12 protein-coding genes are annotated in these 12,067 nt (G+C 68.7%); 8 read left to right on the top strand and 4 right to left on the bottom strand.

What is annotated here, in order from left to right:
• Nucleotides 1–8: 8 nt before the first annotated feature.
• Nucleotides 9–530, bottom strand: a complete 522-nt coding sequence (petA, locus tag ACMVY4_RS04130; protein ID WP_416898927.1) for a ubiquinol-cytochrome c reductase iron-sulfur subunit — start codon at nucleotides 528–530, stop codon at nucleotides 9–11.
• A gap of 207 nt (nucleotides 531–737) precedes the next feature.
• Between petA and ACMVY4_RS04125 the strand changes: the two genes are divergently transcribed.
• Nucleotides 738–1,193: a tRNA (cytidine(34)-2'-O)-methyltransferase gene (locus tag ACMVY4_RS04125; RefSeq protein WP_416898926.1), complete on the top strand. Its 456-nt coding sequence runs from the start codon at nucleotides 738–740 to the stop codon at nucleotides 1,191–1,193.
• 70 nt (nucleotides 1,194–1,263) lie between these two features.
• Nucleotides 1,264–2,112, top strand: a complete 849-nt coding sequence (gene hemF / locus ACMVY4_RS04120; protein ID WP_416898925.1) for an oxygen-dependent coproporphyrinogen oxidase — start codon at nucleotides 1,264–1,266, stop codon at nucleotides 2,110–2,112.
• A gap of 338 nt (nucleotides 2,113–2,450) precedes the next feature.
• Here the strand turns inward: hemF and ACMVY4_RS04115 are convergent, their stop codons facing one another.
• The gene (locus ACMVY4_RS04115) at nucleotides 2,451–2,951 is read right to left on the bottom strand and encodes a hypothetical protein (RefSeq protein ID WP_416898924.1); all 501 of its coding nucleotides are present in this window, start codon (nucleotides 2,949–2,951) and stop codon (nucleotides 2,451–2,453) included.
• On the bottom strand, nucleotides 2,843–3,718 hold the full coding sequence (locus ACMVY4_RS04110) for a hypothetical protein (protein WP_416898923.1): 876 nt from the start codon (nucleotides 3,716–3,718) through the stop codon (nucleotides 2,843–2,845). Before ACMVY4_RS04110 ends, ACMVY4_RS04115 begins: the two co-directional genes overlap by 109 nt.
• A gap of 250 nt (nucleotides 3,719–3,968) precedes the next feature.
• Here ACMVY4_RS04110 and ACMVY4_RS04105 point away from each other — a divergent pair, with 250 nt between their 5' ends.
• From ACMVY4_RS04105 to ACMVY4_RS04090, 4 genes are all read left to right on the top strand, one after another.
• A complete protein-coding gene (locus ACMVY4_RS04105) occupies nucleotides 3,969–4,781 on the top strand; it encodes a flagellin (protein ID WP_416898922.1) in 813 nt (270 codons plus the stop codon).
• A gap of 264 nt (nucleotides 4,782–5,045) precedes the next feature.
• A complete protein-coding gene (locus ACMVY4_RS04100) occupies nucleotides 5,046–5,861 on the top strand; it encodes a flagellin (protein ID WP_416898921.1) in 816 nt (271 codons plus the stop codon).
• A 135-nt stretch (nucleotides 5,862–5,996) separates the two neighbouring features.
• Nucleotides 5,997–6,380 carry a flagellar protein FlaG gene (locus ACMVY4_RS04095; protein WP_416898920.1) on the top strand — a complete coding sequence of 128 codons (384 nt, stop codon included), beginning with the start codon at nucleotides 5,997–5,999 and terminating at the stop codon, nucleotides 6,378–6,380.
• A 69-nt stretch (nucleotides 6,381–6,449) separates the two neighbouring features.
• Complete coding sequence (locus ACMVY4_RS04090; RefSeq protein ID WP_416898919.1) at nucleotides 6,450–9,914, top strand: intermembrane phospholipid transport protein YdbH family protein; 3,465 nt, start codon at nucleotides 6,450–6,452, stop codon at nucleotides 9,912–9,914.
• Nucleotides 9,915–10,205: 291 nt separating this feature from the next.
• On the opposite strand, the gene ACMVY4_RS04085 is transcribed toward ACMVY4_RS04090, so the two are convergent.
• Nucleotides 10,206–11,036, bottom strand: a complete 831-nt coding sequence (locus ACMVY4_RS04085) for a helix-turn-helix domain-containing protein (protein WP_416898918.1) — start codon at nucleotides 11,034–11,036, stop codon at nucleotides 10,206–10,208.
• Between the two features lie 120 nt (nucleotides 11,037–11,156).
• Here ACMVY4_RS04085 and ACMVY4_RS04080 point away from each other — a divergent pair, with 120 nt between their 5' ends.
• Nucleotides 11,157–11,564 carry a hypothetical protein gene (locus tag ACMVY4_RS04080; protein WP_416898917.1) on the top strand — a complete coding sequence of 136 codons (408 nt, stop codon included), beginning with the start codon at nucleotides 11,157–11,159 and terminating at the stop codon, nucleotides 11,562–11,564.
• Between the two features lie 28 nt (nucleotides 11,565–11,592).
• Nucleotides 11,593–11,925, top strand: coding sequence for a DUF1330 domain-containing protein (locus tag ACMVY4_RS04075; RefSeq protein ID WP_416898916.1), 333 nt, complete (start codon nucleotides 11,593–11,595; stop codon nucleotides 11,923–11,925).
• The last annotated feature ends 142 nt before the right edge of the window (nucleotides 11,926–12,067 follow it).

The raw sequence follows: 12,067 nt of genomic DNA, 5'->3' as shown, positions 1-12,067 counted from the left end.
AAGGGTCCTCAGCCGATCAGGATCTGGGTGTCGGAGGTGAACTCGTACGGCGGCACCACCAGGTTCGCCGGCGCCGGCCCGCGCCGGATCCGGCCGGACGCATCGTAATGCGAGCCGTGGCAGGGGCAGAACCAGCCGTCGTAGTCACCCTGGTCGGACTTCGGAATGCAGCCCAGATGCGTGCACGCGGCCAGCACCACCAGGAATTCCTCGTGGCCTTCCTTGACGCGGTCCGAATCGGCTTCCGGATCGGGCAGGCTGCCCAGATCGACGCCCTGTTCCGTCGCCAGCTCCTCGGCGGTGCGGCGGCGGATGAAGACCGGCTTCTTCTGCCAGGTCACCGTGATCGTCTGGCCCGGCTGCATCGCGGAAAGATCGACTTCCGTGGTGGAGAGGGCGAGAACGTCCGCCGACGGGTTCATCTGATCGACAAACGGCCAAACCATCGCCGCGGCGCCAACGCCGCCGGCTGCGGCGGCAGCAATGATCAGGAAATCCCGGCGGGGCTCCTCGGCATGTCCATCGCTCATGCGCTCAAACCTTCATGTAGACCCATGTTCATATCAGGAGAACGCGCGCGCACGAATCGCCGCACCGGCCCCTCCTTGATGCCGCTAACAATCAGGTTTGGCTGAGCAAGTCCAGTTGGCCCGAACAATTGCGACAGTGAGACGCATCACGCTGACAGGGCGACGGGACCGATGGCCATATGAGCCGCGAACAGGGACGATCCGATCATGCGCCTCGCACTCTTCCAGCCCGACATCCCGCAGAATCTCGGCGCCGCCATTCGCCTGGGGGCCTGTCTCGGCACGCCGATCGACATCATCCGCCCGGCCGCCTTCCCTCTCGGCAACAAGGACGTCCGCCGCGCCGCCATGGATTACGCGCAGTTCGCCGAGATCAACCTGCACGAATCATGGGCCGCCTTCCTGCATGCGCTGGAAGGCCGGCGGCTGCTCTTGCTGACCACCTCGGCGGCGACCGACCTCTACGATTTCAGCTTCCGCAGCGACGACGTGCTGATGGTCGGGCGCGAGGGCGCCGGCGTGCCGGAGGAAGTGCACCGCGCCGCCAACTGGCGGCTCAGGATCGGAATCGCCGGCGGCGCGCGGTCGCTGAACGTGGTCAATGCGGCGGCCATGGCCCTGGGCGAGGCCATGCGCCAGACCCGCATCCGCACCGGCGATTGACTTTGCCGGGCCGGGCGTCGCATCACATCGGAAAGGCGAGACGCTACAGGACCCATCCGGGGAGGGGATCATGAACGACGAGGACCGCAAGCAGGCGGCGAAGGACTGGTTCGCATCCCTGAGGGACGGCATCTGCGCCGCCTTCGAGGCGATCGAGGACGACTATGACGGCCCGCTGAAGGACCGCGCGCCCGGCCGCTTCGAGCGCTCGGCCTGGGACCGGCCCGGCGGCGGCGGCGGCGTCATGTCGGTGATGCGCGGGCGGGTCTTCGAGAAGGTCGGCGTCAACATCTCGACCGTGGACGGCGAGTTCTCGAAGGAATTCGCCGGCCAGATCCGGGGCGCCGCCGAATCGGGTGGCCGCTTCTGGGCATCGGGCATCTCGCTGGTCGCCCACATGCAGTCGCCGCTGGTCCCGGCGGTGCACATGAACACCCGCCACATCCGCACCTCGGTCGGCTGGTTCGGCGGCGGCGCGGACCTGACGCCGATGTTTCCCGACGAGGACGACAAGGCCGCCTTCCATGCCGGCCTGAAAGGAGCCTGCGACCGGCACGACCCCGGCTACTATCCGCGCTTCAAGGAATGGTGCGACGAGTATTTCTATCTGCCCCACCGCGAGGAGCCGCGCGGCATCGGCGGCATCTTCTACGATCACCACGACACCGGCGACTGGCAGGCCGACTTCGACTTCACGAAGGATGTCGGCCGCGCCTTCCTGGAGACCTACCCGGCAATCGTGCGCAAGCACATGAACCGCAGCTGGACGCCCGAGCAGCGCGAGCACCAGCTCGTCCGCCGCGGCCGCTATGTCGAGTTCAACCTGATCTACGACCGGGGCACCACCTTCGGGCTGAAGACCGGCGGCAACACCGAAGCCATCCTGATGTCGCTGCCGCCTGAGGTGAAGTGGCCCTGAGGCCGGCGCCCGGTCGCTTCACTCCCCCTTGAAGGGTGAGGTATTGCAGGGAGCGGCCCTGAATGGTCGGGACTCTGGCCCACACTTCCTGCTGTCCCCGGGCTTGACCCGGGGACCTCACGGTCCAGCCGTCGCGGCGGTGGCGGTCACAGGCCCCCGGGTCGAGCCCGGGGGCGTCAGGCGGTGAGGGTTTCACCTCATGACCAGACCCCCGCGTGCCACTGCGCGCCAGCGGGGGCGGCCGCGCCTGACTGTCATCCCCGATCGAGCGTCAGCGAGACTCGGGGATCCGGATCTGCGCCGGCGGCAGTCGCCCGCGCCGGTGCCGCGGAACCCGCTCAGTCCAGACAGCCCATCTCGGCGTAGCGCGGCTTCAGTTCCTCGAAGCTCTTCGGCGACCAGGCTGCGGCGTCGGCCTCCAGCTCCGACCGCTTGTCCGCCGGGATGTCGCGCGCGAGCACGCCGAGCGTGTGCAGGATATAGCGGTCGATGGTGATCGATGACGCCTCGCCGAAGGACTCCAGCGTCACGCGCCCCCAGAAATAGGCCGTCTCCGGCGAACCGCCGCCCTCGGCGTAGCGGTAGACGGTACGAAGCTGGGCCATCTGGTCGCCCTGCAGCGCCACCAGCTCCTCGCAGCGGGCGCCCGGATCGTCGGCCCGGCCGGAGCTGTAGAGCCGCCGCGCCTTCAGGGCCAGCGCCGGGGCGTAGCCCGCCAGCGCCGCCTGCGTCAGACGCCGCTCGGCGAAGTTCGAATCGGGCTGGCCGAGGACGTGCTGGGCGGGCGCGAAGCCGCCATCGGCCGATTCCTCCAGCAGGCGGTTGATCTCGGTCGACATGGCGCGGCCCGGTCCGACCGGCTCGCCGTAATCCGCCAGCACCAGCTTGGCCCAGGGCCGGCGGCCTGCGCCAGCGGCGTCACCAGCCTGCGCACCTGCGCATACTCGCCACGCTCCACGGCTTCCAGCACCGGCTTCGCCTCCTTCATCTCCTTGCCGGTCATGAAGGGCGCGTAGTCGTCGAGCACCGGGTGGGCGTTGCCAGCATGGCTTATGCCGACCCAGAAGGCCTGCAGTGGCTGCCCCTCGAAGACGAACAGCGTGTCGCCGACCCGGCGTTCGACCCGGTAGGCGCCGTAGCGCGGACGCATCCAGCTCTCGATCCCGATCTCGCTGGCCCAGCCCTTCAGGGCGTCCCGGCGCGCCAGGTCGCCGCTCAGGGCCAGATCCTTCATCGCGGGCTCGATCTCACCGGCGATCTCTGTGAGGGCGTAGAGGCCCGGATCGGCCTTGGGCAGCAGCGGGATGTCGAAGCGGAGCCCCACCAGGGCCTTGTCCCGGACCAGCAGGGTCGCCGAGAGCGTCGACTGGTCCTCGTCGTCGCCGATGACCATCTGCGAGTAGCCGTCCAGCCCCGGCGGCTGCTTCTCCCGGATGCCCATGCCGCGGAAGGCCGGCATCTCCGACAGCGCCCGCGCGATCTGGCTGGCCGACGGGTGGATCGGCTCCGGCGAGAAGGCGAGGGCCGGCAGGGCGGCAAGGCAGGCGAGCAGGACGATCAGGCAGCGCATGGCGGTCTCTCCGTTGGCGTCACACGGCGCGAGCATGCCCCGCCGGGTCCGCCCGCCGATAGAGCCGCCGTCACAGCGTCCCGACCGGCAAGATCTGCAGGCCGAATTTGCCGGGGCGGAAAAATTGACCAAGCAATAATTGCCGATCCGGAATATTCGTCGAAAATTTTCTCCGTTTTTTCAATGGCTTGAGATCGAGACCGTTCTGGCCCGCCGCTTGCCAACTGCGGACTGCGGACAAAACGTCCCGTTACATCATCTGAAAAACTCAGAACGGAGAAGAACCATGCTGTCAGTCAACACCAACTCGGGCGCGATGATCGCCCTGCAGAATCTCAACAGCACCAACAAGGAGCTGGGCGAGGTTCAGCAGCGCATCAACACCGGCCTCAAGGTCGCCGGACCGAAGGATGATGGCTCCACCTTCGCCATCGCCCAGAACATCCGTGCGGAAATTGCCGGCCTCGGCGCTGTCAAGGGCAGCCTCGACCGTGGCGTTTCGGCTGCCGATACCGCGATTGCGGCCGGCCAGTCGATCTCCGACCTTCTCATCGAAATGAAGGAGAAGGCCGTTGCCGCGACCGACGCCAGCCTGGACACGTCCAGCCGCAATGCCCTGAACGCCGACTTCGCGGCGCTGCGCGATCAGATCTCGACGATCGTGAGCAACGCCGAGTTCGATGGCATCAACCTGATCGACGGCTCCGTCTCCAGCATCGCTGTGCTGGCCAACAACTCCGGATCTTCCATCACGGTCTCCAGCCAGCAGCTCTCGGCCAACACCGGCCTGGGCGTGGCTTCGGTCGACCTGACCACCGCGACCAATGCTTCTGCCGCCCGTTCGGCGGTCGAGGCGGCGATCTCCACCGCGAACTCGCGGCTGGCGGCGCTGGGTACCGACGCGAAGAGCCTCGAGATCCACAAGGATTTCGTGGGTCAGCTGCAGGATACCCTGACCGCGGGCGTCGGAAATCTGGTGGACGCCGACCTGGCGAAGGAAAGCGCACGTCTCCAGTCGCTGCAGATCAAGCAGCAGCTGGGCACGCAGGCCCTGTCCATCGCCAACCAGGCGCCGCAGTCGATCCTCGGCCTCTTCTAATAGAGGCTGACGCATTCCGGGATACGGGGTGGCAACGCCCCGTATCCCACGCGTCACCCCGCAGGTAGGCAAAACCTGCAGGCACGAATTGCCGACCGGGCAATAATTGCCGGTCAGAAATTGCCGGGCACATTCGACCCGGCAAAATTTTCTCCTTCCGAATCAATCGCTTGACGCCTGCCACGAGTCTGGTCCGCCGCTTGCTGATCCGACGCTGTGGGCATAAGGCCCGCGTCAAACCATGATCCAGAATGGAGAAAAACCATGGCTATTTCCGTCAACACCAACTCGGGCGCGATGGTCGCCCTGCAGAACCTCAACAGCACCAACAAGCAGCTGTCCGAGGTTCAGTCCCGCATCAACACCGGCCTGAAGGTCGCCGGACCGAAGGACGACGGCTCCACCTACGCCATCGCCCAGAACATCCGTGCGAACATTGCCGGCCTCGATGCCGTGAAGAACAGCCTGGACCGTGGCGTCTCGGCTGCCGACACGGCCATCGCCGCGGGCCAGTCCATCTCGGACCTGCTGATCGAGATGAAGGAGAAGGCGGTTGCGGCGACCGACGCCAGCCTGGACACCTCGTCCCGGAACGCGCTGAACGCCGACTTCGCCGCTCTGCGTACCCAGATCTCGACCATCGTCAGCAATGCCGAGTTCGACGGCGTCAACCTGATCGACGGCTCCATCTCCAGCATCTCGGTGCTGGCGAATGACGAGGGCTCGACCATCACGGTTTCCTCGCAGTCGCTTTCGGCCAACACCGGCCTGGGCGTGGCTTCGGTCGACCTGACCACCGCGACCAACGCCGCCGCGGCCCGTTCGGCCGTGGACGCCGCCATCTCGACGGCGAACTCGCGTTTGGCCGCTCTCGGTACCGACGCCAAGAGCCTCGAGATCCACAAGGACTTCGTCGGCCAGCTGCAGGACACCCTGACGGCCGGCGTCGGAAACCTGGTGGATGCCGACCTGGCGAAGGAAAGCGCCCGTCTCCAGTCGCTGCAGATCAAGCAGCAGCTGGGCACCCAGGCGCTGTCGATCGCCAACCAGGCGCCGCAGACCATCCTCGGTCTCTTCTAAGGGATCGCGCCAGAGGGATATGGGGCACCGCGCCCCATATCCCCGGTGCGCGCCCCGCCGCAACCGGCATGGCCGCTTCGCTTTCCACGCCCGCCGGACGGCACGACGAGCCCCTCTTCCTGAAGGGAAAAACCCATGATTGATGCAACGGCCGGCCTGTCGCCCGGCGTTGAGAAGACAAGGCCGGTAACCGCCTCCGAACGCAGCGACAACAGAAAGAACGAACAGCAGCCCAAGGCCGCGAAGGCCGAGGAGCCGACGTCTCCGTACCAGCGCAGCGAGGACCCCGTGGTCGACCGGCGCGCCGCGGCAGAGACGCTGGCCAAGGCGATGTTCACCGAGTTTCCGTCGAACGCCTCTCTGGAGATCGACGTGAACGAGCAGGCCGACGGCTTCATCTACAAGGCCGTGGACCCGGATACCGGTGAGGTCATCAAGCAGTTCCCCGCCGCCCAGGTTCTGGAACGGCTGGAGCGTCTGTCCCGCATGCAGGGCCTGGCCGTGGATGGCTCTGTCTGACGCAGGCTTTTGAAAGCGCCCGAAACCGTGGACATATAGGAAGGCTGTAACCCCTCAGCGGAGCGGCTCTTGGCCCGACGCCTTCCGAGACGAACGACGACGATTGCAGCGGCCGGGACCCTTGTCCTTCTGGCCGCGCTCGTCGTTGGGCGGTTGTGGATCGCCGAACGCGTCATCGTCTGGCAATTGAAAGCGCAGGGTTTCGAGACCGCATCGGTCGATGTCACCGCGCTCGGGCCGGACCGTATCGAACTCGAGAACCTGACCGCCGGACCCGGCTACGCCGTCCGCCGGGCATCCATCGGTTTCAATGTGTTTGCGCTCGCCGTGACCGATGTGGACGCGGAAGGCATCGAGGCCGCTGCCGCATGGCGGGACGGCGCGCTCGATTTCGGCCCGCTGGATCCCCTGCTCGACGCCGGCGGGGGCAGCGCGCCGTCGCCCGCCGTCGAGGCCGGGGACATTCGCTTCACCCTGGAAACCGGCAGCGGCGTGCTGGAACTGGACCTTCCCGGCCGTATCGCCATGACCGCCGGCGGGGCGATCAGGGGCGATTCCGCCTTCGTCCTGACCCACCCGCAGATCACCGCCGCAGGCACCATCGAGACCCGCGCGACACGGGACGGCGAACTGACCACCCGCGCCGCGGTGGCCCGCCTCGAACTCCGCCGTGACGAACTCCCCGAGCCGCTCGACGCCGCCGATATCGAGCTGGTTCTGGAGGTGCGGCCGGGCCTGACAGGCCTGCGCCTGACCGGCAGCATCCCCGAGCTGTCGCTGAACCTCGCCGCGGCCGGGGAACTGGCCAATGGCGGCGAACAGCTGGACCTGACGCTGTTCGCCGACGCCCGCGACGCCGCCGCGCTGCGCCGCCTGCTGCCGATGGCGCCGGCAGCCATCGGATCGTTGTCGGTCTCGCTGGGCTTCACAGGGTCGCTGCCGCAGGGCGCGGCCGCGCCCGAAACCTGGTCCGCCGGCCTTCAGGGGACCGCGACGGCGCTGATCGCCGCCAATCTGGATGACGTCGAGGGCCTGGCGGACGAGCTGGCCGGCAGCCTGGATCTGGAGGCCGCCGTCGCACCTGACGGCGTGGTGCTGACCGTGAACCATCTCGATGCGGCGCTGCGTGGCCTCGCGCCCGGCCTCTTGCCGCCATCCGTCACGAGCGGACCGGCGGCGCCGCTGCTCGGCGAGCGGCTGCGGCTGGAGATCGAGCCGGGTGCGCGCGCAGCCCTGCCGCCGCTGGCCGATCTGGCACGGGGCGCGGTCCTGCCGCTGACCCTGAACGGCAGCACGCAGATCGAATCGGCCGGGCGGATCGGCCTGGCCGTGCGGGATGCCGTCCTCACCGAAGGCCGCGCCGAAGTCGCAAGGATCGAGATCACCGGCGCCGGTCTGCCGCTCGACGGCCAGACCATCGACAGCTTCAGCCTGGCCGGACGCGGCCATGCCGGCGCGGATATCGGCTTCGAGGGCCGCCTGACAGCGGCGGCGGGCAGCGTGACCGCCGACGGGCTCACGGCGGAGGGCCTGACGGTCGACATGCCGCTCAGCATCCGCGGCGGCCCGGACAACACTGTCGCCGCGCTTGACGGCGCGCTGGTCAACGCGGCGCGGATCGAGGGCGCAGACTTCCGTCTCGGCGAGGGATCGCCCGGCATCCGGATCGACGCCACCGCCACGCTCGGCCCCTGCGGCCTGCAGGGCTGCGATCTGCAGCCGCGCCGCCTCAGCGCCCGCATCGCCGGGGAGGGGATTACCGCCGATGTCGCCGGACCGGGGCGGATCGCGGCGGGCGAAATGGTGCTGACGGCAGCGGCGGAACGCGACGCGGATGGCGGCTTCATCATCCCGCACGTCGATCTCGCCCTGAGCGGGCTGGAGGCCCCGGGGCTGGAGACGCGCGGCGCCATCGCCTTCGATACCAGGGGCCGGTTCGGAGAGGTCCTGGAGCTCGACGGCACGCTTTCGGCCGATCTCGATCACCTCAAACTGGCCCAGGGCGACATTGCCGGGGTGAAGCTGGACGTGCCCTTCGCCGTGCGTGGCGATGCCGAAGCCACACGGCTGCAGGCGCCGCAGAGCGCACTGTCCTTCGCCGGCCTCGACTGGCCCGGATCCTTCGCGCTCGAACCCGGCCGCGCGGCGGCAAGCGTCGGCCTCGATGCCACGCTGGGCCCCTGCACGATGGCCGGGTGCGCGCCGGAACTGCAGTCGGCGGCGCTGCGCTTCGTGTCGAACGGGCTGCGCTTCACGGTCACCGAAGGCCAGCGGGTCGCCGTCGACCGGGCCGAGTTGGTGCTGACCGCCCGTGACGCCCGGCGGCGGCTGGGCGCGGTCTTCGACAGCCGGGCCATGCTGACCGGCATCAGCGCGCCAGAGATCGGCAGCGCCGCGTCGGTCACGCTCGACGGCCGGGGACGGCTGGACACGCTGGCGCTGGATCATGCGCTGAGGGCAGACGACGTCGACATCGCCGACGAGGTGGTCGCCGGCCTGCCTTTGCTGTTTCTGGAAGGGCGGGTGACCGGTCAGGGATCGCGGCCCGTCTTCACCGGCTTCATCGAGGAGCGCGGGCCGGGCGGCCTGAGGGTGGACACCCATGCCGACCCCGCCAGCCTCCGGCTCAGGCTGACCGAGGAGGCCCTGCCGCATGTGCTGGAGCTGGCGCGCGCCACGGGCGTGGCCTTCCCGGCGATCGAGCTGCCCGCCGGCCGGGTGAGCGCGGAGCTGAACCTGTCCACCGCCGACGCCAACGGGCAGCTGGAGGTGACTTTGCTCGATGCCGCGGGGACGGTCGATCCGGTGCGGCTGGAGGGCGTGGAGACCACCATGCGGTTCCGCTCGCTGGCGCCGCCGCTGACCGACGGGCCGCAGCCGCTCAGGATCGCGCTGATCGACGGCGCACTGCCGCTCACCGATATCGAGGCCGCGCTGGAGATCATCCGCGACGGCGAGGGGCCGGCGGCCACCGTCAGCGGTTTCCGCGCCGGGCTGATGGGCGGTCAGGCGCGGCTGGACCCGTTCACCGTGAGCACCGCGCCGGGACCGACGGATCTGGTGCTGCGCCTCGATGGCGTCGGACTGGACGCGGTCGCCGCGGCGCTGGACGTCGAAGGGCTGTCGGCGACCGGCGCCATGTCCGGGGCGCTGCCGGTCTTCATCGACGCCGAGGAGCGGGTGGCCGTGCGCGGCGGCAAGCTGACCGCGGACGCGCCGGGCACGTTGGGCCTGCCGGTGGAATTCGTGCGCGGATCGCTGTCGGCCCAGCTTGGCGACAAGGCCGATATCCTGTTGAATGCGCTGGAAGATTTCCACTTCACGAAGCTGGACATCGGGCTGGAGAAGGACTTCGGCGGCGAGGCGGAGATGCAGATCCGGCTGGAAGGCGCCAACCCCGCGCATCTCGACGGCCATCCCTTCGTCTTCAACATCAACGTCACCGGCAATGCCGACCGCTTGGTCGAGACCATCCTCGCCATCTACCGCGCCACTTCCGGCGTCATCGAAAGCGGCGTCGAGACGATCCGGTAGGGTCCCTCACGCCCGTCCCGGGACTTGATCCCGGGACCCGGTGCGGCGGCAGTCGAGCACGTCATACCCGCTCAGGACCGGGCGGCGGGATCAAGTCCCGCTGCGGGTGAGGCGTGGTGCTGCCCGTCTGAACGGAACCTCGGGCCGAAATTCCCTCCCCCTTGAGGGGGGAGGGTCGGGGTGGGGGTGAATTGGCGAAGCCGAATTGGCCTCCGGCCTCACCCCCCACCCGTCGCTGCGCGCCGACCTCCCCCTCAAGGGGGGAGGTTTGGCAGGCCATTCATCCGCGGCTCAAGGCCGGGGTGACGGCGGAGAGTGCAGTCCCGCCATCGCCTGCATGGCCGCCGCCGTTTCGGCATTGGCGGGGAAGAAGCTCTCGATCATCAGCTCTTCCAGGCTGATCTCCACCGGCGAGCCGAACATCGTGGTCGCCGAGAGAAACGACAGCACGCCGCCATCCGGCGTCTTCAGCTCCAGCGGAATGGCGATGCCGCCATAGCGCGGCGTGGCGGGCGGGCGCTGGATGCGCGCGCGGGGCGGCGTCGGATAGGCGCGGACCTCCTCGGCCAGCGCCGCGATCTCCGGATCGCCGGACTGCGCCGCCTCGCGGGCCAGCCGCTGCAGCACGTGATGGCGCCATTCGGAGAAGTTGGCGATCCGGGAGGCCAGCCCGTCGGGATGCAGGCTGACGCGGACGACATTCACCGGCGGCTGGGTGAGCTTGGGATCGGCGCCACCCATCAGGGCCGCGGCGGTGCGGTTGGAATGGATCAGGGTCCAGCGCCGGTCGACGGCGATGGCGGGGTAGGGTTCGTGGCCCTGCAGGATCAGCTCCACCGCCTCCCGCGCCGCGGCCAGCGCCGGATCGTCCAGGGGGCGCTCGCGGTAGACGGGGGCGAAGCCCGCCGCGGCGAGCAGGGCGTTGCGGTCACGCAAGGGCACCTCCAGTTGCTCGGCCAGATGCAGGGCCATGTCCCGGCTCGGCGTCGAGCGGCAGGTTTCCATGAAGCTGAGATGGCGCTGGGAGATCCCGGCATCGGCGGCAAGGTCCAGCTGGCTGAGGCCGCGGCGGCGGCGCCAGGTTTTCAGGATCTCGCCGGCATGGGTCGTGGTCGTGTTCATCATGGGCCGCAGAGTAGGCCGGCCTGCGCGGCGCTCCAATTACCTGCCGCGTAATCGACGCGCCGCAGGGACGCGCCCATCCTCCGCCCCGTCGACCATCGCTGAACGAAAGGAACGATCATGCGAACCGATTCCGACACCGCCCGCCTCAGGAACGTGCTGCTGCTCGACGCCGGCATCTGCACCGTCTTCGGCCTGATCTGCGTGGCCGCCGCAGGGTCCATCGCCGCCGCCACCGCCCTGCCGGCGGACCTGATCTTCTGGGCCGGCCTGGCGCTGTTCCCGACGGCCGCCTTCATGGCGGTCACGGCCCTGCAGACGCCGCCGAAGCGGGCGCTCGTCTGGCTGGTGCTGCTGGGCAACGAAGGCTGGATCCTCGGCTCCATCGCCATCCTGGTCTTCGGCTTCGTCGAGCCGAACGGGCTCGGCTACGCCTTCGTCATCGCCCAGGCGGTCGCCATCATGCCCATCGTGCTGCTGGAATACATGGGCGCCAAGCGTCTTCCCGCGGCGCCCGTTGCGGCCTGATAGAATAATGATTACAAGGAGTTGACCGATGACTGCCTATGCCGTCGCGACCCTGCGCAACCTCGACATGAACCACGAGATCGAGGATTACCTGAGAAGGATCGACGCCACGCTGGACGATCACGGCGGTCGGTTTCTGGTCCACGGCCAGACCGCCGAGGAGATCGAGGGCCAATGGCACGGGGTGCTGATCCTGCTCGAATTCCCCGACATGGCGCGCCTGAAGGCCTGGTACGCCTCACCCGGCTATCAGGCCATCCTCGGCCACCGCACCCGCAACTCGGAAGGCGAGGTGGCGTTCGTGGCGGGCGTCCCCGAGGGCTACCGCGCGGCGCAGTTCGCGGACAGGATGTTTGGGTAATGGAAACCGCGCTGCGCGGTGTGATCCCGGGATATCCCGGGATCACGGGGCCGGTCGGCACGCAGCGCGGCTCCCTGCGTGCAGAGTCTGGCTCATCGTCAATGCCGGGTCGGCCAGCCCGCCGTCGCCGGACCGGCGCCCG

Source organism: Minwuia sp. (assembly GCF_048007105.1).
Taxonomy (GTDB): Bacteria; Pseudomonadota; Alphaproteobacteria; order Minwuiales; family Minwuiaceae; genus Minwuia.
The sequence above is the reverse complement of the archived record's forward strand: the minus strand, read 5'-3'. Positions and strand labels throughout refer to the sequence as shown.

Bases quoted from the DNA above. Each gene is read 5' to 3' on its own strand.
- ACMVY4_RS04110 (WP_416898923.1), bottom strand. From the start codon at position 3,718: ATGCTCGCGCCGTGTGACGCCAACGGAGAGACCGCCATGCGCTGCCTG.
- ACMVY4_RS04115 (WP_416898924.1), bottom strand. From the start codon at position 2,951: ATGTCGACCGAGATCAACCGCCTGCTGGAGGAATCGGCCGATGGCGGC.
- hemF (WP_416898925.1), top strand. From the start codon at position 1,264: ATGAACGACGAGGACCGCAAGCAGGCGGCGAAGGACTGGTTCGCATCC.
- petA (WP_416898927.1), bottom strand. From the start codon at position 530: ATGAGCGATGGACATGCCGAGGAGCCCCGCCGGGATTTCCTGATCATT.
- ACMVY4_RS04080 (WP_416898917.1), top strand. From the start codon at position 11,157: ATGCGAACCGATTCCGACACCGCCCGCCTCAGGAACGTGCTGCTGCTC.
- ACMVY4_RS04095 (WP_416898920.1), top strand. From the start codon at position 5,997: ATGATTGATGCAACGGCCGGCCTGTCGCCCGGCGTTGAGAAGACAAGG.
- ACMVY4_RS04075 (WP_416898916.1), top strand. From the start codon at position 11,593: ATGACTGCCTATGCCGTCGCGACCCTGCGCAACCTCGACATGAACCAC.
- ACMVY4_RS04100 (WP_416898921.1), top strand. From the start codon at position 5,046: ATGGCTATTTCCGTCAACACCAACTCGGGCGCGATGGTCGCCCTGCAG.
- ACMVY4_RS04105 (WP_416898922.1), top strand. From the start codon at position 3,969: ATGCTGTCAGTCAACACCAACTCGGGCGCGATGATCGCCCTGCAGAAT.
- ACMVY4_RS04125 (WP_416898926.1), top strand. From the start codon at position 738: ATGCGCCTCGCACTCTTCCAGCCCGACATCCCGCAGAATCTCGGCGCC.
- ACMVY4_RS04085 (WP_416898918.1), bottom strand. From the start codon at position 11,036: ATGAACACGACCACGACCCATGCCGGCGAGATCCTGAAAACCTGGCGC.